Raw genomic sequence first — 26360 nt, forward strand, 5'->3', positions numbered from 1 at the left:
GCCGCTTTTAGACAATAGCGTTCAATTCAGAGCGTGCGCCCTCATTGCCGGCACGTTCAAAAGCGGCGCAGCAGCGCCGCACTCCAAAACGCAAGCGTCAGTCCGCCAGCCATTTCCAATTCGTTAAGTAGCGGTGATGGGCGAGACGAGCACGCCCATCGCCGTGGAATTCCTGGCAAAACCTACAGCGTGGTGCTGGGTTCCGCGGAGTGCTCGGGCTCCGCCGCGGGCGCCGGGTGCTGCACCGTCGACATGGATTCCGGCGGCGGTTCGCAGGCCTCGATCGGTGCGGATGGCACTTCAATCGTCTCGGTAGAAACGGATTCCGACGAAATGGGTTCAGCCGGGACGGAAGCGTGGACTTCGGCGGAAGCGTCGGAATGCGCCTCGGACGAGGGTTCCGGTTCCGCTTCAGCGGCCAAATCGGGCTCAGATTCACCGGCTTCCGTGATGGAAGATTCATCCTCACCGCTCACCGCGCTTTCGCTCGAGACTGGTTTGGCCGCACCCGCCGGCGCATTCGCATTCTTATCGTGCGGTGCCAGCGGCAGTTCCAGCATGCCATTCGAGAATTCGATGACGTGACCGGAATGAATCAAGTAGTGCAGGTCGCTGGCCAGTTGCTCCTTCCGCGCCGCGGCTTCCGGGGCGTCGTGCAGGTCGCCGAGAATTTTCACGGCCAGATCGGGGCGCTTGAGACGTGGCGTGGCTTCGACGGTCTTCAGGATCGACGAGATGCCATCGGAGAAAACCTGTCCGATCGGATGCCGCACCGGCTTCGTGGCAGAGACGTAGAGCACGCGCTTGCGGTGTTTGAAGAAGTGCAGCCCGGCTTCCATGAAGTAGGGGCGCAATCCATTGACGATCTGCTGCGGGAAGTGGCTTTCCTTTTCCCCACGCGGCGCGCACGGCGCCGGGCGACAAAGCGGTCCGCGGCTGAGCGGCTCGCCTGTCCGCTGCATTCCAGCGTCTGCCCCGCTCTTCACGATCTGCGGGAGGTAGTGTTTGCGGAAATGCTGTTCGGTGTCGAAGGCCGTCTTGAAGGTGACCGGCTCCGCTTCCTTGGTGGTGGTGAAGGTGGTGCTGGTGCGCGCCTGTTCCTTCCAGTCGGCGACAGCCTGTTCATCGCTCACGATTTCAATCTCGTACTGTTGGAATTCCGGGAACGGCATGCGGCGGCTGAAGCGCTCTTCATAGAGCTTGCGCAGCGCAGGTTGATAGCCGTGGTAGTTCGTCGGTCCGAGCAGGGCGCCGGTGGTGCGGACCCGGGCGACATTGGAGAAATTGCCCTTGATGGGTTCGCCTTGCACCGTTTCCTCGGTGTAATACTCGGTCTTCGCGCCGAAGAAGGCATTGCGCTCCACCGAAGCGCGATCGAAGGAGATCGGGCCATCGCCGATCTGGAAAAGCGGAACCGCCGGGTCGGAGGAGGTCACCCGCACGCGATGGCGCTCGGGACGCTCGAGGAAGAGCTTGCTGGTGCTGAAGACGGCGTAGGCTCGGCCGCTGGCCTTGATCTGCTTGGCGATGCCGCTGCCCGCATTCGGCTCCGGAATGAATTCGATCTTCAGCTGCGCTGGCGCCGGGCGCGGTGCCTCGCGGGGCGGGCGGGCGTCGTCGCGTGGGCCGTAGCCTTGGGGTTTGCCACCGGGGCGCCGTTCGGAACGGCCGTCGCGCGGCCGGTCTCCACCGGGACGCGGTCCACGTCCGCGATTATCTCCGGGTCGATCGCTCCGCGGTCCGCGGCGGTCGTCATCCCGTCGCGGAGCACCGGGTCCGCGCCCTCCGGGGCGGGGGCCGCGAGGGCCGCGGTCGTCGCGCGAACGCGGGAAGCGGCCCTCCGCTTCGCCTTGATAATCGGCATAGCGATTGGTCGCTGGGGCTTCTTTGACCCAGTCAGGTAGAAATTTCAAATCGAGTTCCAGTGGCGAATCGCTCATGTGGTCGTTACTTAACGGTGCCAGCGTATAGACGCCAGCGTTGATTTTTGACGATTGAATTACGTCGGAAAAAAGTCGGAATTAGTTGTTGCCAATCCTCTGAGCCGTCCTTAAAGCATGCCCCGAATACAACCCAACCAACCGCAAGCACTATCCCTTTTATGGCAGACAAAACGATCGAAGAAAAAGTGAAGGACATCATCGTCGAACAACTCGGCGTGAATCCTGAACAAGTCACCCCGAGCGCGTCTTTCATCGAAGATCTCGGCGCCGATTCCCTGGATACTGTCGAGCTGGTCATGGCGTTCGAGGAGGAGTTCTCCGTGGAAGTGCCCGACGAGGACGCAGAAAAGCTCCAGACGGTCGGTGACGTGGTGAAATACATCGAGGAGAAAACCGCGAAGTAATCATCGCAATAGTCGAATTCTTGAAGAAAAGGACACGGTCGCAAGCCGTGTCCTCTTTCTTTTTTAAGGAGAGACCTCGTGAAATCGCGAAGTTGCCCGGCCGGTTTCTTTAAACAAACGCGCAACTCTGTGTCGGGGCAGGGGTTCCTGTGCCACAATGAAAAAGCATCTCGCTGTTCTCTCCCTTGCCGTGGCCAGTCTCTGCGCTGTGCCGTCCCTCCTCCGGGCGGATGATGCCGCCGTTCCACCCAAGCCACCGGGCGGCGACAAAGCGCCCGCCGATAGCTCCAAGGCCCCTGCCGCTGGCAAAGGAGGCGGTGCCCGCATGACTCCTGAGGAGCGCCTGAAGCGCATGACCGAAGAGCTGGGCCTCTCGCAGGAGCAGCAGGACAAGATCAAGGCGATCTATGAAAAAGACGCCCCGCAGATGAAAGAACTCATGGCCAAGGGTCGCGAGAACCTGACGGACGACGACAAAGCCAAATTCCGCGAACTGATCAAAAACCAGATGGAAGAGATCGTCGCGGTGCTGACGCCCGACCAGAAGGCGAAATTCCAGGAGATGATGGAGAAGCGTCGCGCTGCCCGTGGCAACGGTAATGGCGCCGGGGCTCCGAAGTAGGCCACGAAGCATCCATTGCCTTTAGCAACCGGGCGGTGTGTCACGGGACATGCCGCCCGGTTCTGCTTTGGTGAAACTCTACTTCGCCGGCCCGGGGACTTTTAAAAAGCGGAACCGCTCGTCGTATTGCCCGCGATTGTGCCGGCGGCAACAATCGAGGCACGCCGTCTTGCGACCGAAAGGTCGCACGCGCTTGATCTCCTGAGTGCATGCGGGGCAGCGATAGAAATGCCGGGCGGCCAGTTCCCGGCGGGGCAGGGCGAGCGTATGGCAGCGCTTCTCATCGTGCAGGCCAAGATCGCGGCAGGCCTGCTGCCACTCGGGACCGTGGGGATCGATGTGCCGGCGTCCCGCGCGATGATGCGCGAGCAAATGCGCGAGTTCGTGCCGCAGCGTGCGGTCCACTTCGACTTCACCAAATGCCCGGAGACGCGGGTTGAGCGTGATCAATGACTTCGACACCAGCGCCGTGCCCGCGGTGCTGCGCATGCGCGGATTCCAGCGCACGATCACCCGCTGCGAGAGCGTCGGGCAATCTACATCCCGTAATAATTCGCGGGCTTTGGCTTCCATCGCGGCATCACGGTTCGGTGTCGCTGGTAGCTCAGGTTGTTTTTCTAGGGGGAGAGGCTTCTTGTGCCGGGTCGAGATTAAACGGGTGAGATAGTCGAATTGGCGTCCAAGACTCATGCGGTGGCAGTTTGCAGGCGGGAGAAGATCGCTGGCAGGCGGGCGATCGTAGTAGTGATTTCGTTTGTGGTGTTTTCCTTGCCGAGTGAAAAGCGAACGGTCGAGCGCGCGAGTTCCGGCGCCACACCCATGGCGCAGCAGCACGTGCGAGGGCATGATCGAGCCGACCATGCAGGCGGAGCCGCTCGAGGCGCAGATGCCTGCGAGATCGAGATTGATGAGCAACCCCTCGCCGTCGAGACCGGGGAAGCTCACGTTCAAAGTATTGGCGAGGCAGTGCTCGGGATCGCCGTTGCGCACCGCCGTCGGCAACGCCTCGCGAATGCCGTCCCAAAGCTGATCGCGCAGCGCCGCCTGCCGCGGACGTTCGCTCTCCATCGTGGCCAGCGCGAGTTCCGCCGCGCGCGTCATGCCGACGATCGCCGCGGTATTCTCCGTGCCGGGCCGGCGCTCGTTTTCATGCGAGCCGCCGTGTTGCAATCGTTCGATTGACAAGCCGGTGCGCAGATACAATGCGCCCGCACCCTTGGGGCCGTAAAACTTATGCGCGGCGAGTGAGAGTGCATCGAACTCGCGCGTATCGAGCGGTTCCTTGCCGAAAGATTGAATCGCGTCGCTGTGCAAAAGGACACCGCGCTCGCGGCAGATCGCGCTGATCTCGCGGATCGGCTGGGTGGTACCGGTTTCGTTGTTCGCCGTCATGATGGACACGAGCGTCGTCTCGGGCGTGATCGCATCCGCCACGTCCTGCGGACGCACGCGACCACCCGCGTCGACCGGCAGCCACGTTATGCGAAAGCCTTCCTTCTTTTGCAAATGCTCACACGCGTGCAGCACCGCGTGATGCTCGGTCGTGCAGGAAATCACATGCCTGCCGCGCGAGGCCTGCGCTCGCGCCAGACCGATCACCGCGAGATTATCCGCCTCCGTGCCGCCGCCGGTGAAAATGATTTCGTGCGGCTTCGCGCCGAGCAATCGTGCCAGACGATCACGCGCATCATCGATCGCCGCGCGCGCCTCGCGTCCCGCCGCATGAATGCTCGATGGATTGCCAAAGTGTCGCTCGAGATACGGACGCATCTCCGCCAGCGCTTCGGGCGCGAGCGGTGTCGTTGCGTTGTAATCGAGATAGATCATGCGGAAATTTGCGGCGGGTTTCTTTATTCGTACCAAGCGCTGATGCAAGCAACCGAACAATTCACGGAAAATTTTCGTCCGCGACTTGCGTTTCCTTTATTTTACGCGGCGTTTGCATCTCACTCCATCGCAGCCTCACGCCGGAAAATCTCCGTCGGGTTGGTAGCAAAGGCCGGCGACGCCACTGCGGAAAACCATTCGTCGAGTTTTCTGCAGCCGATCAAGTACGCCGGCATCGCCGCGATGAAGGGTTTCCAACCATCCATGTCCTCGTCCAATTCGAGGCAGCGACCGTCCTGAAATTCGATACTCAAGCAGATCAAATCGACCGCGAACAAGTCGCGCTTAAAAACGATGAGGCGCTCAATTTCAGACCACTTGATGTTTATCGGCCGGGGGTGCGAAATGCGGTGATTAACGATGCTGATCCGCTCAGCATCGAAGCGGATCGAATATCGTTTTTCATCATTCCTCTTTCGCGTTTCCATCCGGTCGGACAAGCGTTTGAAGAAAGGAATTCCCGCCCAGATTCCTAGGCGGAGCGCGAGACAGGCGCAAAACACGATGGCAATGGCGGTGGCCGCAATTAACCTCAGCACGTCCAAGAAAATGGAGTGAGAATCAAATCACCCAATCTCCGACAAATTCCGCCGCTTTCTTGTCCTTGTCGAAAATGCGGAGCTGATTCTCTTCGTAGAAGACGAGTGAGCGCGGCGGGACGCTGTGGGTGAGAAAGACATTCGCGCCGATCGTCGAACCTTCGCCGATCACGGTATCGCCGCCGATGATCGTCGTGCCGGCGTAGATGGTGACGTGATCCTCGACGGTGGGATGCCGTTTCTTGCCTTTCAGCGCCTGGCCGCCGGAGAGCGAGCGCGCGACGAGCGACACACCTTGATACATCTTCACGTGATGGCCGATGACCGAGGTCTCGCCGATGACCACGCCGGTGCCGTGGTCGATGAAGAAGTGCGACTTGATATGCGCGCCGGGATGAATGTCGATGCCGGTGCGCGAGTGCGCCCACTCCGTCATCATGCGCGGGATGAGCGGAAGCTGGTGGCAATAGAGCAAGTGCGCGCAACGCTGGATGGCGATGGCCTCCAGGTAGGGATACGAGAGAATGATCTCATCGTAGCTCAAGGCCGCGGGATCACCGGAATACGCCGCTTCGATATCCGTCTGCAATTGCTGCCGAGCGAAGGGAAGCGTGTTCAGGAAATCGGCGACCATCGCTTCGGCGCGAGCTTTCGGGCATTCCGGTTCGCTGAGCCGCAGGCTCTTGCACACCTCCTCGCCCAGACGCTCGGCGATGGAGTAGATGCGGTGGCCGGTCACCCGGCGCAGGTCGCGCGAGTGGATCGGCTCCTGGTCGTGAAACCCGGGGAAGAGGAGCTGGAGCAAGTCTTCGCAGATCGTGGCCAGGGCGCGCTTCGAGGGCAGATTCGAGCCGTCGATATTGTTCATGCCCGCGCCCGCCTGGTAGGAGGCGAGGATTTTCTCGGTAATGCTGGCCAGGTCGTGATCCATCGCTTTCTGAACTATCGCTCTTTGAATAAAGGCGCAATGCACGAGTCCAAGATGGTGTCCATTTGAACGCCCTCGTAATTCCCGTGCGACCACTTTTTCGCTGGCTTGCGATGAACGCAAGAAGCCACCCCTCCTTATGGCGCTGCCCTTTCTCTTTCGTGCATTTGCAGACGAAGACTTGAAAGTTGCTACAGAACCGGGCCACTATATCGGCGTGCCGAAGTCGAAAGCCTCTGCCCACCCCCCTAAAGAACACATGAATCTTACCGCCCCCCCTGTCCCTACGCGTTTCTCCGGTGCGAAGAAGTCGCCGGTCGATGAACACGTGGCGCATCGGTATACCGCACGGGGAGCGTGGATTTGTCATACCGGTCGCGTGCGCCGGGTGAATGAAGATTCCCTGCTAGCCGGGAGCAAATTTTTTGGCGGCAGCACCGAAGCGCCGGCGAAGATCGACATCGCCACCGGGCCGTGGATCGTGGCGGTATCCGATGGCATTGGCGGCCATCGCGGCGGCGCCGAAGCCAGCAAGGAAGTTGTGGAAGCGCTGGCCCAATGCTCCCGCGTCACGCCCGTTTCCGTGGCCGATACGTTGCGCAAGTTGAACCGGGATTTTTGTGAACGTGGCCAGACGGTGAGCGAACTTGCCGCCATGGGCGCCACGGTGGCCGGCATTGGTTGCGGAGGTCGCGGACTTTTCGCTTTCAACGTCGGTGACTCGCGGGTCTACCGGCAGGATGGCGAGAAGCTGGTGCAAATCACCCGCGACGATTCCGAGGCCGAGGACCTCATCGATGTCGGTTTGCTCCAGCCCTACGACGGCCCGCGTCCCGGGTTTTTGCATGCGCTCACTCAGGCCATCGGTGGCCGCGAGGAAGTGATCGAGATTCACACGCATATCCATCAGCTCCATATCGAAGAGAAGGCCCGCTTCCTCATCTGCAGCGACGGGCTGACGGACATGCTGCACAGCCCGGAGATCCTCGAGGTTCTCTGTGATGAGAAGCGCGCCGAACGTGCCGCGACATCGCTCTTCCAACGCGCGATGAACGCTGGCGGCGTGGATAATATTACGCTGGCAGTGGTAGAGATTGAGCGTTCTTAATCGTTAATCCTTGATCGTTAATCTTTAATCCCTCTTCGTTGCTTGGGGTTTGCGGAGAGATTAACGATTAAGGATTAAAGAATAAGGATTAAGAGTCGCGCTGCTTCTCAATTCCGATGCGCCTTGTGACAGACGGCGCAAGCCTCCGTCACGTGTTGAAAGGCGGCGTCGCGTGTGGGGCCGTCCTGCGTCGCATCGGCTAGAACGGTACGCAAGGCATCCGCCGCTTTCTCACCTTCGGCCAGTTTCGCCAGGTAATCTTCGCCGCGCTGCTTCGTCTCCGGATCGCGCGCCAGTTCGCGGAAGAGTTCCCACATGAGGACCGCGGTTTGCGCGGGGGCCTCGCCGGGATGCCCGGGCACCTGGCTCCAGCCGGCCTTCTGCGCGGCCTTGAGCGCATCGCAGTGCTGGTCGATCGCCACCATCGTATCCACCATCGGCGGCGTCTTCGCGATCTCGGGAAAATCGGCGCGCATGCCCGCCAGTTCTGCCGCGGCCGGTGGACGGAACGCCTTTACGTCCCGATACAGTCCCGCGTAATCCGGCGCCGTTCCCGCCTGGTGGAGAAAGTCGATCGCCTTCTCCTTGCTCCAGCCGTCGAGAGCCTCGCACACCACCGCGGCCGCAGTCGGCGCGCGGTGCTTTCCGTGGTGGCAATGCAAGTAGACCGGTCCTTCCGCTTCCGCGACCTGCACCGCTTTCGCGAGTTCCACGCCGCGCTTCTGCGGCAGGCCATCGTAACCGAAAGGCAGGTGCACGTAACGCATGCCATAGCGATGCGCGAGTGCGACGTTCGGCTTCGTCCCATCCACAGTCACGATCGTCTTGATCCCCAGCTTCGCCAGTTCGCGAAACCCTGCATCATCCTCCGGCGCATTTCCGGAGTAGAGTTCCGTATCGAGCTTGAAGACATTGTGCAGCGCTTGCGTCTCCACCGGTTGCCCGGGATCGGCGGCGCAGGCGGACACCGCGACACCGGCAATGAGAAGAAAAGCGACGAAGCGCGGGAACATCGGGCGACTGTAGAATCGCCCCGTCGCCGTGCAAGCTCGCCTACTCTGGGTAAGCGGTCTCGCCAGAGGTAAATGACGATTGGTCAAAGGGTGAGCCGCGGCGCGGGTTCTGCTTTGCGGAGAGCGGCGTGTTCATATAATGCACGCTTCGTCGGGACCGGAAGTGGCCAGCCACTCCGGTCCGCGCTCTTTCGCAACGCAATGTTTAACCCAATTTTAATAGGAGTGCAGTCATGGTAATCCGACAGTTTCATCCGGCCGATGAACTGGCGGTCATCCAGCTTTGGATGCATTGCGGGCTGATCGTGCCGCAAAACAATCCGCGCGCCGACATCGAACGCAAATTGTGGGTCTCGCCCGAGTTGTTCCTGGTCGGCACCGTGGGCGAGGAAATCGTCGCCTCGGTCATGGCGGGCTACGATGGGCATCGCGGGAGTATCAACTATCTGGCGGTGGCGCCGGAGTATCAGCACAATGGCTACGGGCGGGCGCTCGTCGAGCATGTCGAAGCCATCCTGCACGATTGCGGTTGCCCGAAGATCAATCTCTGCGTGCGGACTTCCAACCAATCCGTCATCGCCTTCTATCAGCGGCTCGGTTTCGTCTGCGATCCGGTGATCACGATGAGCAGGCGTCTGGTGGCCGATCAGCCGTTTGAGCTGGTCGTCGAGTACGAAGAGGACGTGACCAATTCGCACTGAGCGTTCGCTTACGCCTTCCGCACCCGTACCGCGAAGCACTTATACGCTTGCTGGCCGGAGAGGTTGTCGAAGTAGCGGTCGTCGAGGAGCGTGTTGGCGGTTTCGTAACGTGGGAGGCCGAATTCATCGCCCATGGCTTGCGCCGGGCCGAAGCTATTCGGAATGAAGATGGTGTCTTCGCGGATGCCTTCCCAGAGCGTGGCGGTGCCGGTGATGGCGCCGCGCGGGCTTTCGATGACGATCTTGTCGCCCTGCGCAACGCCGGATTTCTCCGCGGTGCGCGGATGGATCTGCACGAGGCGCACGCCGTTCATCTGCTTGCCGAAGTAGGTCCACTGCGTGACGCCGGCGAAGTGTACGACGCTGGCTCGGCCGCACATCCCCATGAGCGGGAATTGCTCATGCACCTTGCCGTCGCTGAGACCGCCGAGTGTCACATTCGGCGTGACACTGCCGGGATTGATCGCGTTCGGTACGAGTTCCTCTTCGTAGACGATGCTCGGATTCTGTCCCGTGACCTCCGGGTGCGTATAGAAAATTGGCAGCGCCGAATGGCCCGCGCCGACGAGCTTCTGATCGAGCTCCGCGGTGAAGATTTCCACCTTGCCGCTCCCGGTGAGGAAACGCTTGCCTTTGTTCTTCGGGTCGAGCGCCTCGGCGGCCTGATACCAGGAGGCATGATCGAGATAGAGCGTGGAGACGCCCGGGGTCTTCTCGCTGGCGCAAGGCCAGCGGAGCGGTTCGGCGCGCTTTTCCATGCGGGTCTGGCTCATGCCGCCCACGCCGGGCGTGCGGGCCACGAATTCCGCCCAGAGCTTCCCGAAATCCTTCCACTCGGCGCGCAGGTTGCCGGTCCAATACTCCGGTTTGTTCTTCGTATCGAGCTTCGCCATGGCCGCGGCGAGATCGATCCAGATTTCGATATCCGTCTTCGATTCGCCCACGCGCGCCACCGCGGCGTGCTGCCAGCGGATCGCGCGGTCATCGCGCCGCATATAGACGCCGTCCATCTCGAAGCCACTCGCCACCGGCAAGATCACGTCCGCGTAATACGCGGCCTCTTCCATGAAGAGCCCGGTGAAGACGTAAAACTCCAGCTTCTTGAAGGCTTCCTGCACCTTCTTCGAATTCGCGCTGCCGATGAGCGGGTTGCCCTCGGTGACGATGGCCTTGAGCTGATACGGGCGCGAATGGAGGATCGACTCCGCAAACCAATCCGGGCCGACCGGCAGCTCGCCATCTTTCTTCGGCGTCTCGCCCATGACCGGTAGCAGGTTCAGCCCGCCCGGCCAGGTGTTGTGCATGAAATTGCAGCCGCCCCCGTGCACGCCGATGTTGCCAGTGATCGCCGCGAGAAACGCCAGCGTGCGATAGGTATCGAACGCGCCGAGTTGATGCGAGATGCCCGCGTTGCAGAAGATCGCCGCGGGCCTGGCCTTCGCGTAACCCTCCGCGATCGCCTTGATCTTCGTCGCCGGCACACCAGTGATCTTCTCCGCCCATTCCGGCGTGTAGTCGTGATCGGCCAGATGCTTCTTCAGTTGGTCGAAGCCGAGCACCCACTTCGCGACAAGCTTTGCATCGTAGAGCTTCTGCGCGATGATGTGCTGGAGAAACGCCAGCACCAGGGCGAGATCGGTGTGCGGCTTCGGCGCGATCCATTCATCCGCCTGCGCACCCGTGGGCGTGAGGCGCGGATCGATCACGATGAGTTTGGCCTTCGTCTTCAGGCGCTCACGCAGCAGGTAGGCAAACGTCATCGGCTGCGTCTCCGCCTGGTTTGTGCCGAGGAAGAGGAAGAACCTGGCGCTGCCGAGGTCTTCCTTGCCGGTGTTCTCGTCCTTGCCGTAGCCGTTGGTGAAATTGCCCAGGCCGAAGGTCGTGCCGAGCGCGTCGCCGCCGGCGTCGTTGCAGACGGGGCCCACGTCGGTGTCGTTTGGCGAACCGAGCAGGGTGAAGAAGCGGCCGATGATCGAACCCGTGCCGCGCTGGAGACGGCCCGAGGTCTTGTTGGCGATTGCCTTCGCATCGCCTGCATCGCGCAGGGTGAGGAATTTCTTCGCGATGATCTCGAGCGCTTCCTCCCACGAGCACGGCTCGAATTTCGAATCCATCGAGCCCTTCTCGCCGCCCACGCGCTTCAGTGGCCTGGTCAGCCGGAAGCGGTTGTAGACGAGCTGGGTCATCATCTCCGCTTTTACACACAGGCCGCCGGCCTGTACCGGGTCGGCGTCCTCGCCGAGCACGTCAATGACCCGCCCGTCCTTGACGTGCACCTTCAGCCGGCAGTTGCAATTGCAGAATTGACAGGCGCTATCAACGATCTTGTCCGGCTGGAGCTGGCCGGAACCCTTGGTGAAATCGAATCCCGTCGGCGGCGGCGCCGTCTTCGAGTATTCGCCGTCGTGTCCTGCCAGCGTTTCCGCGGTGCGGAGCCCGAAGGTCGAGGCCGCGGCCGCGCCGAGCGCGCCACCGCGGAGAAAACTGCGCCGGGAAAGGTGCTGCGAGGATTCGTTGCTCATGGAGCGGGGGAGGTTGGAAGGTGAAGACGAAGTTGCCCTGATCGTCCAGGAAACGCTCTGACCGGGAACGAAGGCTCGGGTGAGTTGGGTTGGGATTTGGGATGGATGCGCAGAAGGAAATGGCCGGATCATCGCCTTATTGCTTATATGCACATCTAGGCATATTAGATGAATCGTTTTGGTGTAAAAGAATTTGGTGAATTGCTTTTCGGGACGAATTTTTTTTTGATCACCTCTCCCGAAGTTATCCTTCCGGAACTGACTGGGCGCGAGGTGGGTTCTGGCGGCAGGGATGGCGGGCGGACCTTCGAAAAAGTTAGACTGAACGAAAATTCAGTTAGTCGCGGAGTAGGATGCCCCGGCGTTCCCGCGCAAGCGTTTGGCCTGAATAAATATTCAGTTTTCAGAAAATAGGTGACATTTTTCATCGAGGAAACTTGCGGCCTCGTGCACATTTCGCGCATGCCGAAAACGGATCCGCCGAAGACGGACTGCGTCGATATTCTCAAAGCCCTTTCTGATCGCTCCCGCATGCGGATCGTGAAAGCCCTGCTGCCCAAGGAGCACGGGGTCAATGACCTCGCCGACGAACTCAGTCTCTCGCAATACAACGTCTCGAAGCACCTGCGTGTGTTGAAGCAGGCGGGCATCGTGGACATGCACCCCGAAGGCACCCGCCGCGAATACTTCATCGTGAAGGAATTCCGCGAGCGCCTGAAGAAGGAGAATCACGTGCTCGATTTCGGCTGCTGCAGCTTCCGCTTCGATCAGTTGCCGGATTAGCGGGATGCGGTGGGAAGTTCGCGGAAGTAGTGGAATAGATCGCAGCCCTGCAAAGCGATATGATGCCTGGGTGGATTCAGTTTTCACGTGACACATACGGTCATGCATATATATGCATGACCGTATGCGTCAGCCCTCGTCCACCCGCCTGCGGGAACTTCCGCCGATCTTCAAGGCACTTTCCGATCCCACCCGGCTGCGCCTGTTGAGCTTGCTCTCCGAGGGCGAGGTGTGCGTTTGCTTTCTCAGCGATGTGCTGAAACTGGTGCAGCCCAAAGTTTCCCGGCATCTCGCCTACTTGAAGCGCGCCGGCCTGGTGGCGGCGCGTCGCGAGGGTAAATGGATGCACTACGCCTGGGCGGAGTTGGGCGATCCCATTTCCCGCAATGTGATGAACGGTCTCCGGGATTGGATGGCCAAGGACGAAATCCTGCGCCGTGAACGGGCGGCGCTGAAGCGGGTGTGCTGCTGATTTTTATGAAAGCCTGTTTTGCCGAAGCGGTGGGCACGTTCTGCCTCGTCTTTGCTGGGACGGGGGCCATCGTCATCGATGCCGCTTCGCATGGCTCCATCACCCATGTGGGCGTGGCGTTTACCTTTGGGCTCATCGTCCTGGCGATGATCTATACGGTGGGCGATGTCTCGGGCGCGCATCTCAACCCGGCGGTGACAATCGGCTTTGCCGTGGCCCGTCGCTTTCCTGTGAGCGGCGTGTTGCCCTACGTCGCGAGCCAATGTGTGGGCGCGCTTGCTGCCAGCGGCTTGTTGCGGGTGCTTTTTCCCGCCGATCCGACTCTCGGGACCACGCTGCCCGCCGGTTCGGCGATGCAATCGTTCATCCTGGAAATCGTCCTCACGGCTATTCTCATGTTCGTGATCCTGTGCGTATCTACCGGGGCGAAGGAGAAAGGCATCACCGCGGGGATCGCCGTGGGTTCGGTGATTGCGCTGGAGGCGATGTTTGCCGGTCCCATCTCCGGCGCATCCATGAATCCCGCCCGATCGCTGGCGCCCGCGCTGGTCAGCGGTCATCTCGAGCATCTTTGGGTCTATCTTCTCGCACCCATTCTCGGCGCGCTCATTGCCGTGCCGACGTGCTGCGCCGTGCAAACCGGGGAGTGCTGCCAATCCGCCATCAAACCATCGAACCCATGAAATTATCCGAGTTCAAATCCCACCTGCAACGCACGCCCAATGACCAGTTGCGCTTCGCGCTGCCGGATGGCGGCGCGATCGAGGCGCATGCTCACATCACCGAGGTGGGGCGGGTTGACAAAGCTTTTGTCGACTGCGGCGGCACCGTGCGCCGCACCGCTCATTGCTCCCTGCAGGCCTGGGTGGCGGATGACACGGACCATCGCCTCCTGCCCGGCAAACTTGCGGCGATCATCGAAAAGGCGGCGCCCATTCTTGGAGACGAAGACCTCGACGTGGAAATCGAATATCAGGACGGACTCATCTCCCAGTTTCCGGTGGAAGCGGCGAGCAGCGCCGGGGGCGCACTCATCTTCCATCTCAGCACCAAGAACACCGACTGCCTTGCGAAGGAGTTTTGCCTGCCCAATGCGAACCAGGAGAGCAGTTGCTGTGGTACCGGAGGCTGCTGCTGAACGCGCGATCATTTCCCAAACACCTATGACCAAACCAAAAGTCCTCTTCGTCTGCATTCATAACAGTGCCCGGAGCCAAATGGCCGAGGCCCTGCTCAACCATCTCTGCGGAAATCAATTGGAAGCTCAGAGCGCGGGGCTGGAACCGGGAAAGCTAAACCCGCTGGCCGTGGAAGCGATGAAGCTCATGGGCGTCGATATTTCCCAGGCGGAAACCAAGAGCGTTTTTGAAAAGTTCAAGAATGCCGAGCATTTCGCCTATGTCATCACGGTCTGCGATGAAACCAGTGGCGAGCGTTGCCCGATCTTTCCGAGCGCGGCCAAACGCATCCACTGGAGTTTTCCGGACCCGAGCAGCTTCACGGGAAGTTGGGAGGAGCGCGTCCTGCGCACGGTCGAAGTGCGCAATTTGATCGCCAACCAAATCCGCGAGTGGTGTCCGGCCGTCTGCTCGCAGCCCGATCTCTGCGAAAGCGTCGCGTAATCATCTTTGAGACCTCCAAGAGGAGAGAGGCTCTCTTCCGTGAAATCAGCCTAAGTCGGCTCCGCAGAACGGTAGCGATCCGTCCATCCGAGCCAGTATTCAATGTCGCATGGCCGATCTTCCGGAGGACGCAGCGCCGTAAGAATCGGGTGCGTCAGGGCGTGCTGGACAAACTCCTCGGGTAGCATGACGTCGTGACACTCGACGTAGTGGGATAATCCCTCGGGCCAGGCCCACACGCCGTCCCAATACTCGCGATGTCCCACGTCGCCGCAATCGAAGCGGCAACATGAAAGTCCTCGATAAACCTCAAACTCAGGCGAAGATCGCAGATAGTGGAGTAAGGCGATCTTCTCGTCAGGACTGATCCAGTTGGGTCTTATGAGGATGCGAGGATGTGGAAACTGCCGGTCGTAATCCGTGAAGCCGTTAAACCAATAGCCAATAAGCCGTGGAGCTGGCGTGGTCGCTTCGTTTGGAGTTCCGCGATGATCTGGTGGATGCGTTCCCATAGGGCATCGAGAGCGGTGGAAAGTTCCGGAAGCGTGACGTTTTCCAGAGGAAACCGCACTCCTTTTAGACCGGGCTTCACAGTTTGCATCGGCGCGGGAAAGATCGTGAGCCCAATGGAGACAAGGTGATGGGCATCGATCGCCGGCGCTACATAAATGAGATAACTATTCCCAACGTCGTCCGTGATCGGGATGTTCCGGTCCAAGGCGAACGCATCTCGGAACCGAACGCTGAGACCCTTGCCGGTAACCCATGGCTGCAGGATGGCGTCGATTGTGATTTGCGATTGCATGGTGTCGTCAGAAAGAAAGAGATAGACGAGGAAAGCCGTCAACCCCGTGCCGCCTTTTTAGACGCTGACGAAGCAGCGCTCTCCGGTTGATTACCGGAGGATTTCCCCCTTGGTCACATCGCCCGGCACATCCAGCGATTGCACCTGGTTGATCGTCTTGAAATGTGCGTGGTCGGCGAATTCCCACACGACCTTTTTGTCCCGCGTGACTTCGATGACCATCGGCTGCTCGCCGATGTGGCCGTGGCCGAGATAGACGCAGAAGAGGGTGTTGCCATTGGGCAGGCGCTGGCAGCCCGCCATGAGCCGGAGCGGATTGCCGGGCAGATCGTTTTCGTTGAGCTCCCACACGACTTTGTCGCTCGGGTCGACTTCCTCGACCTTGTGTCCGTCGCCGCAATCGATGAGCCAGTTCTTGTTCGGCAGGAGGACGACTTCATGCGGGTCGCCCGGCACTTTCACCTCGCGCAGCACCTTGCCGTCGCCGTCGAGCTCCACGACTTTGCCCTCGCCCTTGAAGCACACCAGATAGTGGCCCTCCGGCGTCTTGCGCGTGCCGCGGAATTGATTGTGCATCTTCTCCGTCGTGGTCGTGAGCTTGATCTCCTTGGCGATTTTCCCCTGGCGGTCGACCTCGATGATCCGGCTCGTGCCGCCTTCCACGATGAGCACATTGCCATTCGGCAACGGTTGCGCGGCATGGCACTCGATTTTTTCCGGCGCCTTGTATTCCCACACCACCTGCTTGTCCTTGGTCATCTCTTTCGCCCCATTGAGATAGGCAAAGAGGACGTTTCCATTCGGCAGCATCCAGCAGTCCTGCGGATTCTTGGCGTCGACCTGCCACTCGATCGAGCCATCGGCGGCGACGATGCTCACGTGCCCGCCGTTGTAATCGCAGTTGAGAAAACGCGGCCCGGCGAAGGCGGCGGAGGCGAGGGAGAAAGCGGCGAAGAAGAGGGTGAGGCGGAGTTTCATGGAAGGGAGGGGGACAGGCGGAAAACTTGGGGGCGGGTTGTTGTGATGAAAACCACGGAGGGCGTCCAGTCTTGGGAAATGAAAGTTAAAGTCTACCATGCGGTCGAAGGGTCCGGCTGCTTTACCGGATTCCGTCGCTGGTAAAGCCGCCGGTTTCTTCGACTGCGTGCTCCGCCAACTGACCACCGGAGCAATCCGCTCAGCACTTTTCCAACAACCAAGAATGACCGCGAGGAGAAAATGGCGCATCGATTCGCCGCCTTCTAAGAATTTGCGCGAAGGCTGATTTTCATATACAGAAAGCTTTTCGCCTATGAAAATCCCCTCCCAGAAGCGCCCCAAGACCGAGCCAGCGGTCGGCGACAATGCCCTGCAAGTGCCCGCCCTGCAACGGGGGCTTTCGATGCTGGAATTTCTCGCCGGACTGCCCGATGGCGCGACGCTTTCCGAACTGGGAGCCCAACTCGACATCTCCATTGCCTCGGTGTTCCGCCTTGCCGGCGCGCTGGAGGAACTCGGCTACATCCGCCGCGACGAGAAGACCAAGCGCTACGCCGTGACGCAAAAGCTCCTGCTCCTCGGTCAACCGCATTCCGGCAGCCGCAGCCTCGTGGAATGTGCGATCGAGCCCATGCGCCGCATCCTCGCCGCGACGGGCGAGACGACCCAGCTCTGCTGCCTGGCGGAAGCGGATTGCGTGATGATCGAGCAACTGCCCTCGCTCCATCCTTTCAAATACATCGTCGACCTCGGTTCACGCGTGCCGATTCACTGTTGCGCGCCGGGCAAGGCGATCCTCGCCTTCCTGCCTGACGACGTGCTCGACGCCGTGCTGCCGCAGTTGAAATTCGAGAAGCACACCGAGCGCACGATCCTCAGCCGCGAGGCGCTGCTCGTGGAACTGGAGCGGGTGCGCGCCGGCGGTTACGCGCTCGATTGTGGCGAGCACTTCGATGGCATTCATTGCGTCGCGGCGCCGCTGCTCGATCGCCACGGCCAGACCATCGCTGCAATCACCATCGCCGGTCCCGCCACGCGGATCCCTGCGACGCGGTTCGAGGAGATCGGCCATTTGATCATCAAGGAAGCCAGCGCCGCGGCCCGGCGGTTTGAGGAATAGCGTATGCGTCCACACGAAACCTTCAGTGCCAGGAGCCAGGAGCCAAGAGCCAAGTGGCGACACCATCTGCGTTGGGCAGCGGGACACTTGGCTCTCTTTACCTGGCTCCTGGCACTGTCCTGCCACGCCGCCGACGCTCCCATCACACCGGAGGGCCGCGAATTTTTCGAAAACAAAATCCGTCCCATCCTCTCGGCGGAATGCAACGAGTGCCACAACGCCATCAAACACAAGGGCGGTCTGCGGCTCGACTATCGTGGCGGCTGGCAAAAGGGCGGCGACAATGGCGATGACATCGTCCCCGGCGATGCGGCGAAGAGCCTGCTGATCAAATCAATCCGCCATGAGGATCCCGATCTCAAGATGCCGGCGAAATCGCCGAAGCTCGACTCGAAGGTAATCGCCGATTTCGAGAAGTGGGTGAACATGGGCGCGCCCGATCCGCGCGACGAACCGCCCAAGGAAGTGGCCGGCAAACCGAAGTGGGCCGAATTGCTGGCCGCGCGCCGCACGTGGTGGTCGCTGCAGCCGGTGCAGAAGCCCGTGGTGCCGGCGGTGAAAGATGCCGCGTGGTCGTCCAATCCCGTCGATCGATTTCTCCTCGCGAAGATGGAGGAGCACGATCTCACGCCGGCGAAGGATGCCGATCCGCGCACGTTCATTCGCCGCCTTACGTTCGCTCTTACCGGCCTGCCGCCGACTCCGGAGGAAGTGGAGGCCTTTGTGGGCGAAGCCTCCAGCGACCGAATGGCGGCGATCCGCAAAGCCACCGATCGCCTGCTGGCTTCGCCGCACTTTGGCGAGCATTGGGCGCGGCATTGGCTCGACCTGGTGCGCTACGCGGAGACGCACGGCAGCGAGGGCGACCCGGAAATTCGCGAGGCGTGGCGCTATCGTGATTACATGATCAGCGCGCTGAATCAGGATGTGCCGGTCGATCAACTCATTCGCGAAAACCTGGCGGGCGATCTGCTCGCGCATCCGCGGATCAGCCCCGATGGCATCAATCAATCGATGCTCGGGATCGCCCAATATCGTCTCGTCGAGCACGGCTTCCAGCCGGTCGACACACTCGACGATGAAGTCAAGGTGGTGGACAACCAGATCGACGTGGTGAGCAAGGCTTTCCAGGGGCTCACCGTGGCGTGTGCGCGTTGCCACGATCACAAGTTCGACGCCATCAGCCAGCACGACTATTACGCGCTCTTTGGCATCTTCGCGAGCTGCCGTCCGGCGCAGGTCACCATTGATTCACCCGCGGTGCAGGCGACGAATCGCGACGCCCTCGAGCATGTGCACGCGGAGATCAAATCCGCGCTGGCCGATGCCTGGCTCAAGTCTGCCGATCAAGTGGCATCGCGGTTGCGCGATGCCTCGGCGCAGGCGGAGAAGTCGCGCGCGGTGGCCGGAAAGATTCGCGATCTCGAACAGCAGGTCGCCGATCTCGAATGGAGTGCGCGACAGGCGCTCAACCATCGTGGCGCGTCGCCGGCCAAGGCGGAGAAATTGCCCTCGCCGTTTGCGGCCTGGAGTTTTGAGAACGGCGCAAACGATACTTTCGGTCGTCTCAACGGGCACCTCGAAGGCGGCGCGGAGATTCGCAATGGCCGACTCATCCTCGATGGCAAGGGCGCCTATTTCCGCACCGACCAACTGCCGATGAACCTCGAGGCGAAGACGCTCGAGGCCTGGGTCTCGCCAGCGACGCTGGATCAGCGCGGCGGCGGCGTGGTCAGTGTCGAGAGTACCGATGTGCACGGCTTTGACTCCATCGTTTTCGCGGAGCGCGAACCGCGGCGCTGGTATCCCGGCAGCAACTTCGGCCTGCGTAGTGAAAATGTCGGCGGTACCGAGGAGACGGCGAAGCCCGGCGAGTTGGTCCACATGGCGCTCGTCTACGGCGCGGACAATAGTATCGCGATGTATCGCAATGGCGTGCCTTACGGGCACAGCTACACGAAAGCGGAGATGAAGAAATTCGAAGCGGGCAACGCAAGAGTCCTGCTCGGCCTGCGGCACAAGGGTGCGGGCAGTGGATTCTTCGCCGGGGAGATCGAGGAAGCGCGGTTGTATGATCGCGCCCTGACGGCGGAAGAAGTGGCCGCTTCCTACCATGCGGGCGCGGGCCCAGTGATCACGCCGGAGCAAATCACCGCGGCGCTTTCTCCCGAGCAACGCCAGCAACGTGCCTCGCTCACCGCGCAAATCGAAAAATTGCGCGCGGAATCGACCGCCAATCCCGCTGCCCAAATCTGGGCTCAGGCGATGGCGGACGCGGCGACGAATGCCAGCAACCCGCTGCATCTCTGGGCGAAACTGGAGAATGTGCGCGATGCCGACCTGCCGGCCGTCTGGCAGAAGCTGACCGATCCGTTGCGCGCGAAACTCGCGGAAGCGCGCAAAACGAATCGCGAGCAATTCAAAACCGCCTGGAATCTCGCTGGGGCGGATTATGCGAAGTGGTTTCCATACGGCCCCGGCCTCACCCCGAAGCCGCTGGCCGCCGGTGAATTCTCAATCGAACCGAGCGGGGATCGTGTGCTCGCCGGCCTCGAGCCCGGCGGCGCGTTCACTGATCGCTTGTCGGAAAAGCACACCGGCATTCTCACTTCGCCGCGCTTCAAGATCGAGAGCGATAGCATCAGTGTGCGCGCTTTCGGCGCTGGCGGCGCAATGGTCCGCGTGATCGTCGATAACTATCCGCTGCCGAATAATCCGATCTTCCCCAAGGCCATCCTCGAAAAGAGCGAGCCGGGCTGGGTGCGGTTGGACACGGCTTATCGCAAGGGCAGCTATGCCTACATCGAGTTCGCCACGCACGAAGACCTCACGCGTCCGCTGACCGACAAGAAAGAGAAGCCGAACTCGCGGCAAGACGAGCCATCTTCTTTCGGCGTGGATCAAGTCGTTTTTAACGATGGCAAAAGCGTCCCGCAGGAAGAGGACTCCGCGCTGGCTCCGCTACTCGATGGCCCCGCGCCAAAATCCGCGACCGAGCTCGCCCAGACCTACAGCCGGGCCATTGCCGAGGCTGTTCAGGCCTGGCGCAACGATCAACTCACCGAAGCGCAGCGCCTGTTCCTCGATGGACTTGTGCATCGTGGCGTGCTGCCGACCACGCTCACCGAGCTCGCTGCCGTCCGTCCGCTCGTGACGCAGTATCGCCAACTCGATGCCGGCGTGCCGCAATTGCACCATGCCCCCGGCGTCCTCGAGACCGCCGCTTACGACGCGCCTTTCCTGCCCCGAGGCGATCATCTCAAGCCCGGCGAACCCGTGCCGCGCCGCTACCTCGAAGTCTTCGGCGGCCAGCCGTATCACACCTCGCTCAGCGGCCGCCGCGAGCTCGCTGATGCCATCGCCAATCCGCAGAATCCGCTGACTGCGCGGGTGATGGTCAACCGCATCTGGCACTGGCTCTACGGCCGCGGCATCGTCGCGACAGTCGATAACTTCGGTCGCCTCGGCGAAAAGCCCACGCACCCCGAATTGCTCGACTATCTCGCCGCGCGTTTCGTCGAGCATGGCTGGTCGATGAAAGACATGATCCGCTATCTCGTGACCACGCGCGCCTTCGGCATGGACAGCGAGCCTTCCGCCAAGGCGCTGGCCAGCGATCCCTCGAATGACTGGCTCTCGCACATGCGGGTGCGCCGAATCGAGGCCGAGTCCATTCGCGACTCGCTCCTCGTTGATGCCGGGGTGCTCGATGACAAAATGTTCGGCAAGCCCGCCGACATCAACTCGTCGCGCCGCAGCATCTATCTGCCGGTCCGCCGCACGTTTCTGAATCCCTTCCTGCAAGTCTTCGATGCACCGCGGCCCTTCACCACGCTCGGTCGCCGCGACGCGACCAACGTGCCCGCGCAATCGCTGACCATGCTCAATTCGCCTTTCGTCATCGCCCAGGCCAAGCGCTGGGCGACCGCTCTCGTGCAGGACAGTAGCGACTGCGCCACCACGCGCATCAATCGTATGTTCATCGCCGCCTTTGCCCGCCCCGCGGATGACCACGAGCTCGCCGCCGCCACCGAATATCTCAACGAACTCGTCGTCGATCACAAGATCCGCCCGGAGGAACTGCTCGGCAGCGCCCCTGTGTGGGAGGACTTCGCGCAGTCGCTCTTCAATCTCAAGGAATTCATCTACCTCCGCTGAACCGCCATGAACCCCTCACCCTACTTCCGTACGCCGCTGACCCGCCGCGCCATGCTCCAGCGTTGCTCGCTCGGTTTCGGTTCCATCGCCCTCTCCGGTCTTCTCGCTGACCAGGGTTACGGCGCGATCTCGCCCGACGCGAAACCGCCGGGGCCGCACTTCAAGCCGCGGGCCAAGCGGGTCATCTTTTGCTACATGAGCGGCGGCGTGTCGCACGTCGATTCCTTCGACCCGAAGCCCGAACTCGCCAAGCGCAACGGCCAGCCGATGCCCGTGCCGGTGAAGCCGACGATGGTTCAATAACAACGGCAACATCATGGCCTCGCCGTGGGAGTTCAAGCCTCGCGGACAGAGCGGCCTGGAGATCAGCGAACTCTTCCCGCACATCGCGCAGCACGCAGATAGCCTGGCGGTGATTCGTTCGATGACCAGCAAGGTCAACGAGCACGCGCAGGGCAATTACTTCGCGCACACCGGTTTTTCCTTCATGGGACACCCGAGCGCCGGCGCGTGGATCAGCTACGGCCTCGGCACCGAGAATAAAGACCTGCCCGGCTTCATCGTCCTCCAGAGCGGCGCGGCGGTCCCACCGCACGGCGGCGTCGGTGTTTTCAGTAATGGTTATCTTCCCGGCCAGTATCAGGCTTCGATTCTGAAAGCGGATGGCGACGAGGCGCTGCCCAACATCAAGCCGCACGAGACCGATGCGACCCAACGTCAGCGGCTGAGTTTCATCAAAAGCATGGACGATCGATTCCTGCGCGAGGCCGCGGAGCCGCAAGTCGAAGCGGCGATCAAAAATTACGAGACGGCTTACCGCATGCAGACTGCGGTGCCGGAACTTTGCGACATCCGCGGCGAGAGCGAGGCGACGAAGAAAATGTATGGGCTGGGTTCCGGCGATCCGCTGATGGAGTCTTACGGGCGGCAGGCTCTCGTGGCGCGCCGGTTGATCGAGCGCGGCGTGCGCTTCGTGGAATTGAGTTGCATCAGTTCGGGGATCGGCGCCGGTGGTCCGCCGAACCCGTGGGACCAACACGGGAAAATCCTGGAAGGCCACGGGGCGATGGCCCGGCAGGTTGATCAACCGATCGCCGCGCTCATGACCGATCTCAAGCAGCGCGGGCTTTTCGAAGACACGCTCATCCTCTTTACCGGAGAGTTCGGCCGCACGCCCTTCTCGCAAGGCAGCGACGGCCGCGACCACAATCCTTTCGGCTTCAGCGCGTGGATCGCCGGCGGCGGCGTGCGCGGCGGCACCGCCTTCGGTGCGACTGACGATCTCGGCTATTATGCCGTCGAGAAAATCTCCTCGTTCTACGACTACTACGCCACGGTGCTGTATCTGCTCGGCATCGATCACGAGAAGCTCACCTACCGTTTCGGCGGCCGGGACTTCCGGCTTACCGATGTGCACGGGAATGTGCTCAAAGAGATTGTGACGTAGCTCGAGGCTAAGCATTTCCTCCCCGCAGAATCATTCCCTCCACATGAAAGTCTCCCGTTCCCCAATCATCCTTGCCGCGCTGCTGGGCGCCCTCTTCCCGTCACTGGTCTTGCACGCGGAGCCGCAGTGGATCTGGAGCCAGCAAAGGGCCTACGACAAGGAGAAGGAGATCTTTCGCAAGAAATTCACGATCACCGGCGAGATCAAATCAGCCACCCTCGCCCTAACCTGCGACAACGCGGCGACGGCCACGCTCAATGGAAAGACTGTACTGGAGAATCTCGATTGGAACGAGCCGGTGCGTGGCAATGTGGCGAAGAATTTGCATCCGGGAGAAAACGAACTCGTCATCGAAGGCCGCAACCGCGAAGGCGCCGCGGCGTTGCTCGCCTCGCTGACCATCGAGACGGCGGATGGCAAAAAGCAACTGGTCGAGACCGGACCTGACTGGGAGACCGCCAAGCCGGGGACCACGGATTTTCACCCAGTCCTCGTCATTGCCAAGTACGGCGCCAAGCCGTGGGGCGCGATCTTCGATCGCACGCCGAAAACGGCCATAGCCGACCCAGCGTCGCTGACCGTGGCACCTGGCTTCAAGGTCGAGCTGCTTTACACCGTGCCGAAGGAAGAGCAGGGCTCGTGGGTCGCGCTGACGGTCGATCCCAAGGGGCGGCTCCTGGCCAGCGATCAATACGGCGGAATTTACCGCATCACCCCGCCGCCGATCGGACAAAGCGGGGAAGCGAAGGTCGAACCGCTCGCGACGCAGATCGGCGGCGCGCACGGACTGCTCTTCGCCAACAACGCTCTCTACGTGATGGTCAACGAGACGAAGGCGTCGAACTCGCATGAGGCCGGTCTCTATCGTTTGAAATACAACGCGGCGGCCGATGCCTTTGAGACGCCGGAATTGCTGCGTCACATTCAAGGCGGCGGCGAGCATGGCCCGCACTCGATCGTCCTCGGCCCGGATGGCAAATCGATCTACATCTGCGCCGGCAATTTCACCAAGTTCCCCGAGGGCGGCGAAACGACGCGGCCCGTGGCCTGGCAGGAGGATAACTTGCTGCCGCGCCTGTGGGACGCCAACGGCTTCGGCAAAGCCCTGCTCGCGCCGGGCGGCTACACCTGCAAGCTCGATTTCGATGGCAAGAACGCCGAGATCATTGCCTTCGGGTTCCGCAATCACTTCGACATGGCCTTCGACACGAATGGCGAGCTCTTCACCTACGACTCCGACATGGAGTGGGACATGGGTTCGCCGTGGTATGTGCCGACGCGCATCAACCACATCGTCAGCGGCGGCGACTTCGGCTGGCGCAGCGGAGCTAATCGAATGCCGGCTTATTATGAGGACTCGCTGCCCGCGGTGCTCGACATCGGTCCCGGTTCGCCGACGGGCATGGTCTTTGGCACCGGCGCGAAATTCCCGGCGAAATATCAGCGCGCCATGTTCGCGCTCGACTGGACCTACGGCACGCTCTACGCGATCCATTACATTCCGGATGGTGCGACTTTCCGCGCGGAGAAGGAGGAGTTCGTCGCTGGCAAACCGCTGCCGCTGACGGACGTGGTCATCCGCCCGCAGGATGGCGCGCTCTATTTCACGGTCGGCGGACGCAAGACGCAGTCGGCCCTGTTCCGGGTGACTTACACCGGCAGTGAAAGCACCGCGCCGGTCCTCGCGTTGCCGCCGACGCCGGAGGCGAAGACGCGGCGGGAGCTCGAGAAGTTGCACGTGGAGGGTGTCGGTCCGGAAGCGATCGACAAAGCATGGCCGCATCTCGCGAGTCCGGATCGTTACATTCGCTGGGCGGCGCGCGTCGCCATCGAGCATCAACCCGTGGCGAAGTGGAAGGACCGCGCGTTGGCTGAGCGTGATCCGTGGGGCTCGATCGAGGCGCTGATCGCGCTCTCCCGCATGGGCTGCAGCAAACACGCAACGGAACTCGAGACCGAGGAGGCGCTGAAGAAAGGTACGTCGTCCGGTCCCGTGGTCGCGACCTTGCCCGAGGACGCCGCCTTGCAAAAGAGCGTGCTCGAAGCGCTCGGGCGCCTTGATTTCAAGAAGCTCGACAAAGCCCAGCAGATGGCGCTCTTGCGCGCTTACGAGTTGTGCTTCACGCGCCTCGGCAAACCCGGCCCGGACATCTGCGCGCCGCTGGCCGCGAAGTTCGACCCGCTCTTTCCGCAGACCGATGCGCTGATGAATCGGGAACTGGTTTCGCTGCTCGTCTTCCTCGACTCCACGAGTGTCGTAGCCAAGACGGTGCCGCTGCTCGACACCACGCCGGATTACGGCGGCGCCATCGCCACCGAAGGCCTGCTTGCCCGCAATGAAGGCTACGCTCACGGCGTCAATGCTGTCGGCGACAGCCGTCCGAACCGCCAGGCGATCGCCTACGTCTATGCACTGCGCGATGCGCATGTCGGCTGGACCCCGGCGCTACGCAAGGCCTACTTCACCTGGTTCTCGCGGACGCGCGGTTGGCATGGCGGCAACAGCTTCACGAAGTTCCTCGAGAACATGCGCACCGAGTCGCTGGCGAACTTCGTCCCCGATGCCGAGCACGCTTCGCTCGATGCGCTCTCGAAGCAGGCGCCGCCCGCGCCCCCGGCGAATATCGTGATGCCCAAGGGCCCCGGTCGCAATTACTCCGTCGACGAAGCCGTCGCGTTCGCCCAAGGCGGCCTGCACGGCCGCAACTTCGAGCAGGGCAAGGCGATGTTCACCTCCACGCTGTGCATCCGCTGCCATCACTTCAATGGTGAAGGCGGCAACATCGGTCCCGATATCTCCGGCGCGGGTAATCGCTACACGCTGCGTGATCTGCTCGAGAACATCATCGAGCCGTCGAAAGTCATCAGCGATCAATACGGCACCGACCAGCTCGAGTTGAAGGATGGCAGCACCGTCATCGGCCGCGTGGTCGTCGAGGAGAACGAGAAACTCTTCGTCATGACCAGCGCGCTCGCCCCGGAAACCCTCACGCCGGTGAATGCCAGGGACGTCAAGGCGCGCAAGCCGTATCCCGTCTCGATGATGCCCGTCGGCCTCATCAACGGCCTCAACAAGGACGAACTGCTCGACCTGCTCGCCTACATCCAGTCCGGCGGCAACCCGAACGACAAGGCTTTCGCCAGGTAAGGCGCTCCTTAGATCCGGAATTCTATAACTCCTATTCTTCCCATCTGTCCTATTGCCTCGGATGGGAGGAATAGGACGAATAGGAATTATAGGAGAAGCCTCGACAGCAAAGCGCCACACCCTTTCGGATGTGGCGCCCATGAGCGAAATTACGAGTGAG

General features: G+C 61.4%; 24 protein-coding genes. 15 read left to right on the forward strand and 9 right to left on the reverse strand.

Annotation, left to right across the window (positions count from 1 at the left end; translation table 11 throughout):
* Positions 1–182: 182 nt before the first annotated feature.
* On the reverse strand, positions 183–1940 hold the full coding sequence (locus CFE428DRAFT_RS09120) for a hypothetical protein (RefSeq protein WP_006979225.1): 1758 nt from the start codon (positions 1938–1940) through the stop codon (positions 183–185).
* Between the two features lie 161 nt (positions 1941–2101).
* Between CFE428DRAFT_RS09120 and CFE428DRAFT_RS09125 the strand changes: the two genes are divergently transcribed.
* Entirely contained in the window at positions 2102–2347 is a 246-nt protein-coding gene (locus CFE428DRAFT_RS09125; RefSeq protein WP_006979226.1) for an acyl carrier protein, read from the forward strand.
* Between the two features lie 157 nt (positions 2348–2504).
* On the forward strand, positions 2505–2969 hold the full coding sequence (locus CFE428DRAFT_RS09130) for a Spy/CpxP family protein refolding chaperone (protein WP_006979227.1): 465 nt from the start codon (positions 2505–2507) through the stop codon (positions 2967–2969).
* Between the two features lie 78 nt (positions 2970–3047).
* Here the strand turns inward: CFE428DRAFT_RS09130 and CFE428DRAFT_RS09140 are convergent, their stop codons facing one another.
* The 3 genes from CFE428DRAFT_RS09140 to CFE428DRAFT_RS09150 all read right to left on the reverse strand — a co-directional run bounded on the left by CFE428DRAFT_RS09140 (position 3048) and on the right by CFE428DRAFT_RS09150 (position 6326).
* Entirely contained in the window at positions 3048–4796 is a 1749-nt protein-coding gene (locus CFE428DRAFT_RS09140) for a SprT-like domain-containing protein (protein ID WP_006979228.1), read from the reverse strand.
* Between the two features lie 119 nt (positions 4797–4915).
* The gene (locus CFE428DRAFT_RS09145) at positions 4916–5401 is read right to left on the reverse strand and encodes a hypothetical protein (protein ID WP_042724678.1); all 486 of its coding nucleotides are present in this window, start codon (positions 5399–5401) and stop codon (positions 4916–4918) included.
* A gap of 16 nt (positions 5402–5417) precedes the next feature.
* Positions 5418–6326, reverse strand: a complete 909-nt coding sequence (locus CFE428DRAFT_RS09150; protein ID WP_006979230.1) for a serine O-acetyltransferase — start codon at positions 6324–6326, stop codon at positions 5418–5420.
* A 256-nt stretch (positions 6327–6582) separates the two neighbouring features.
* Here CFE428DRAFT_RS09150 and CFE428DRAFT_RS09155 point away from each other — a divergent pair, with 256 nt between their 5' ends.
* A complete protein-coding gene (locus CFE428DRAFT_RS09155; protein ID WP_157447468.1) occupies positions 6583–7431 on the forward strand; it encodes a PP2C family protein-serine/threonine phosphatase in 849 nt (282 codons plus the stop codon).
* A gap of 107 nt (positions 7432–7538) precedes the next feature.
* Here the strand turns inward: CFE428DRAFT_RS09155 and CFE428DRAFT_RS09160 are convergent, their stop codons facing one another.
* Entirely contained in the window at positions 7539–8444 is a 906-nt protein-coding gene (locus CFE428DRAFT_RS09160) for a phosphatase domain-containing putative toxin (protein WP_006979232.1), read from the reverse strand.
* Positions 8445–8677: 233 nt separating this feature from the next.
* On the opposite strand from CFE428DRAFT_RS09160, the gene CFE428DRAFT_RS09165 reads away from it, so the two are divergent.
* Positions 8678–9145, forward strand: coding sequence for a GNAT family acetyltransferase (locus CFE428DRAFT_RS09165; RefSeq protein WP_006979233.1), 468 nt, complete (start codon positions 8678–8680; stop codon positions 9143–9145).
* 8 nt (positions 9146–9153) lie between these two features.
* On the opposite strand, the gene CFE428DRAFT_RS09170 is transcribed toward CFE428DRAFT_RS09165, so the two are convergent.
* Positions 9154–11667 (reverse strand): molybdopterin-containing oxidoreductase family protein, encoded by a 2514-nt coding sequence (locus tag CFE428DRAFT_RS09170; protein ID WP_006979234.1) that lies wholly within the window; start codon positions 11665–11667, stop codon positions 9154–9156.
* A 168-nt stretch (positions 11668–11835) separates the two neighbouring features.
* Here CFE428DRAFT_RS09170 and CFE428DRAFT_RS37145 point away from each other — a divergent pair, with 168 nt between their 5' ends.
* The 6 genes from CFE428DRAFT_RS37145 (at position 11836) to CFE428DRAFT_RS09195 (ending at position 14544) form a co-directional block, all read left to right on the forward strand.
* Positions 11836–12081, forward strand: a complete 246-nt coding sequence (locus CFE428DRAFT_RS37145; RefSeq protein WP_131989660.1) for a hypothetical protein — start codon at positions 11836–11838, stop codon at positions 12079–12081.
* 48 nt (positions 12082–12129) lie between these two features.
* Entirely contained in the window at positions 12130–12450 is a 321-nt protein-coding gene (locus tag CFE428DRAFT_RS09175; RefSeq protein WP_006979235.1) for an ArsR/SmtB family transcription factor, read from the forward strand.
* Positions 12451–12574: 124 nt separating this feature from the next.
* Positions 12575–12922 carry an ArsR/SmtB family transcription factor gene (locus tag CFE428DRAFT_RS09180; protein ID WP_006979236.1) on the forward strand — a complete coding sequence of 116 codons (348 nt, stop codon included), beginning with the start codon at positions 12575–12577 and terminating at the stop codon, positions 12920–12922.
* Positions 12923–12927: 5 nt separating this feature from the next.
* Positions 12928–13605, forward strand: a complete 678-nt coding sequence (locus CFE428DRAFT_RS09185) for an MIP/aquaporin family protein (protein WP_006979237.1) — start codon at positions 12928–12930, stop codon at positions 13603–13605.
* Positions 13602–14060 carry a DUF6428 family protein gene (locus CFE428DRAFT_RS09190; protein ID WP_006979238.1) on the forward strand — a complete coding sequence of 153 codons (459 nt, stop codon included), beginning with the start codon at positions 13602–13604 and terminating at the stop codon, positions 14058–14060. Before CFE428DRAFT_RS09185 ends, CFE428DRAFT_RS09190 begins: the two co-directional genes overlap by 4 nt.
* A gap of 25 nt (positions 14061–14085) precedes the next feature.
* A complete protein-coding gene (locus tag CFE428DRAFT_RS09195; protein WP_006979239.1) occupies positions 14086–14544 on the forward strand; it encodes an arsenate reductase ArsC in 459 nt (152 codons plus the stop codon).
* A gap of 50 nt (positions 14545–14594) precedes the next feature.
* Here CFE428DRAFT_RS09195 and CFE428DRAFT_RS37150 read toward each other — a convergent pair whose 3' ends face one another.
* The 3 genes from CFE428DRAFT_RS37150 to CFE428DRAFT_RS09205 all read right to left on the reverse strand — a co-directional run bounded on the left by CFE428DRAFT_RS37150 (position 14595) and on the right by CFE428DRAFT_RS09205 (position 16327).
* Positions 14595–14810, reverse strand: a complete 216-nt coding sequence (locus CFE428DRAFT_RS37150; protein WP_006979240.1) for a hypothetical protein — start codon at positions 14808–14810, stop codon at positions 14595–14597.
* 113 nt (positions 14811–14923) lie between these two features.
* Entirely contained in the window at positions 14924–15391 is a 468-nt protein-coding gene (locus tag CFE428DRAFT_RS09200) for a hypothetical protein (protein WP_042724681.1), read from the reverse strand.
* Between the two features lie 48 nt (positions 15392–15439).
* Complete coding sequence (locus CFE428DRAFT_RS09205) at positions 15440–16327, reverse strand: beta-propeller domain-containing protein (RefSeq protein WP_006979242.1); 888 nt, start codon at positions 16325–16327, stop codon at positions 15440–15442.
* A 313-nt stretch (positions 16328–16640) separates the two neighbouring features.
* Here CFE428DRAFT_RS09205 and CFE428DRAFT_RS09210 point away from each other — a divergent pair, with 313 nt between their 5' ends.
* From CFE428DRAFT_RS09210 to CFE428DRAFT_RS09225, 5 genes are all read left to right on the forward strand, one after another.
* Positions 16641–17447 carry an IclR family transcriptional regulator gene (locus CFE428DRAFT_RS09210; RefSeq protein ID WP_006979244.1) on the forward strand — a complete coding sequence of 269 codons (807 nt, stop codon included), beginning with the start codon at positions 16641–16643 and terminating at the stop codon, positions 17445–17447.
* An 87-nt stretch (positions 17448–17534) separates the two neighbouring features.
* Positions 17535–21605: a DUF1553 domain-containing protein gene (locus CFE428DRAFT_RS33315; RefSeq protein ID WP_049975595.1), complete on the forward strand. Its 4071-nt coding sequence runs from the start codon at positions 17535–17537 to the stop codon at positions 21603–21605.
* 6 nt (positions 21606–21611) lie between these two features.
* Complete coding sequence (locus tag CFE428DRAFT_RS40370) at positions 21612–21908, forward strand: DUF1501 domain-containing protein (RefSeq protein WP_006979246.1); 297 nt, start codon at positions 21612–21614, stop codon at positions 21906–21908.
* Between the two features lie 13 nt (positions 21909–21921).
* The gene (locus tag CFE428DRAFT_RS09220; RefSeq protein ID WP_006979247.1) at positions 21922–23052 is read left to right on the forward strand and encodes a DUF1501 domain-containing protein; all 1131 of its coding nucleotides are present in this window, start codon (positions 21922–21924) and stop codon (positions 23050–23052) included.
* 43 nt (positions 23053–23095) lie between these two features.
* Entirely contained in the window at positions 23096–26200 is a 3105-nt protein-coding gene (locus CFE428DRAFT_RS09225; protein ID WP_006979248.1) for a c-type cytochrome, read from the forward strand.
* Positions 26201–26360: the final 160 nt, after the last annotated feature.

Source organism: Chthoniobacter flavus Ellin428 (assembly GCF_000173075.1).
Lineage (GTDB): Bacteria > Verrucomicrobiota > Verrucomicrobiia > Chthoniobacterales > Chthoniobacteraceae > Chthoniobacter > Chthoniobacter flavus.

What these genes read in the sequence shown, in the direction of transcription:
- CFE428DRAFT_RS09120 (WP_006979225.1), bottom strand. Translation starts at nt 1,940, where the DNA reads ATGAGCGATTCGCCACTGGAACTCGATTTGAAATTTCTACCTGACTGG.
- CFE428DRAFT_RS09125 (WP_006979226.1), top strand. Translation starts at nt 2,102, where the DNA reads ATGGCAGACAAAACGATCGAAGAAAAAGTGAAGGACATCATCGTCGAA.
- CFE428DRAFT_RS09130 (WP_006979227.1), top strand. Translation starts at nt 2,505, where the DNA reads ATGAAAAAGCATCTCGCTGTTCTCTCCCTTGCCGTGGCCAGTCTCTGC.
- CFE428DRAFT_RS09140 (WP_006979228.1), bottom strand. Translation starts at nt 4,796, where the DNA reads ATGATCTATCTCGATTACAACGCAACGACACCGCTCGCGCCCGAAGCG.
- CFE428DRAFT_RS09150 (WP_006979230.1), bottom strand. Translation starts at nt 6,326, where the DNA reads ATGGATCACGACCTGGCCAGCATTACCGAGAAAATCCTCGCCTCCTAC.
- CFE428DRAFT_RS09155 (WP_157447468.1), top strand. Translation starts at nt 6,583, where the DNA reads ATGAATCTTACCGCCCCCCCTGTCCCTACGCGTTTCTCCGGTGCGAAG.
- CFE428DRAFT_RS09160 (WP_006979232.1), bottom strand. Translation starts at nt 8,444, where the DNA reads ATGTTCCCGCGCTTCGTCGCTTTTCTTCTCATTGCCGGTGTCGCGGTG.
- CFE428DRAFT_RS09165 (WP_006979233.1), top strand. Translation starts at nt 8,678, where the DNA reads ATGGTAATCCGACAGTTTCATCCGGCCGATGAACTGGCGGTCATCCAG.
- CFE428DRAFT_RS09170 (WP_006979234.1), bottom strand. Translation starts at nt 11,667, where the DNA reads ATGAGCAACGAATCCTCGCAGCACCTTTCCCGGCGCAGTTTTCTCCGC.
- CFE428DRAFT_RS37145 (WP_131989660.1), top strand. Translation starts at nt 11,836, where the DNA reads ATGAATCGTTTTGGTGTAAAAGAATTTGGTGAATTGCTTTTCGGGACG.
- CFE428DRAFT_RS09175 (WP_006979235.1), top strand. Translation starts at nt 12,130, where the DNA reads ATGCCGAAAACGGATCCGCCGAAGACGGACTGCGTCGATATTCTCAAA.
- CFE428DRAFT_RS09180 (WP_006979236.1), top strand. Translation starts at nt 12,575, where the DNA reads ATGCGTCAGCCCTCGTCCACCCGCCTGCGGGAACTTCCGCCGATCTTC.
- CFE428DRAFT_RS09185 (WP_006979237.1), top strand. Translation starts at nt 12,928, where the DNA reads ATGAAAGCCTGTTTTGCCGAAGCGGTGGGCACGTTCTGCCTCGTCTTT.
- CFE428DRAFT_RS09190 (WP_006979238.1), top strand. Translation starts at nt 13,602, where the DNA reads ATGAAATTATCCGAGTTCAAATCCCACCTGCAACGCACGCCCAATGAC.
- CFE428DRAFT_RS09195 (WP_006979239.1), top strand. Translation starts at nt 14,086, where the DNA reads ATGACCAAACCAAAAGTCCTCTTCGTCTGCATTCATAACAGTGCCCGG.
- CFE428DRAFT_RS09205 (WP_006979242.1), bottom strand. Translation starts at nt 16,327, where the DNA reads ATGAAACTCCGCCTCACCCTCTTCTTCGCCGCTTTCTCCCTCGCCTCC.
- CFE428DRAFT_RS09210 (WP_006979244.1), top strand. Translation starts at nt 16,641, where the DNA reads ATGAAAATCCCCTCCCAGAAGCGCCCCAAGACCGAGCCAGCGGTCGGC.
- CFE428DRAFT_RS40370 (WP_006979246.1), top strand. Translation starts at nt 21,612, where the DNA reads ATGAACCCCTCACCCTACTTCCGTACGCCGCTGACCCGCCGCGCCATG.
- CFE428DRAFT_RS09220 (WP_006979247.1), top strand. Translation starts at nt 21,922, where the DNA reads ATGGCCTCGCCGTGGGAGTTCAAGCCTCGCGGACAGAGCGGCCTGGAG.
- CFE428DRAFT_RS09225 (WP_006979248.1), top strand. Translation starts at nt 23,096, where the DNA reads ATGAAAGTCTCCCGTTCCCCAATCATCCTTGCCGCGCTGCTGGGCGCC.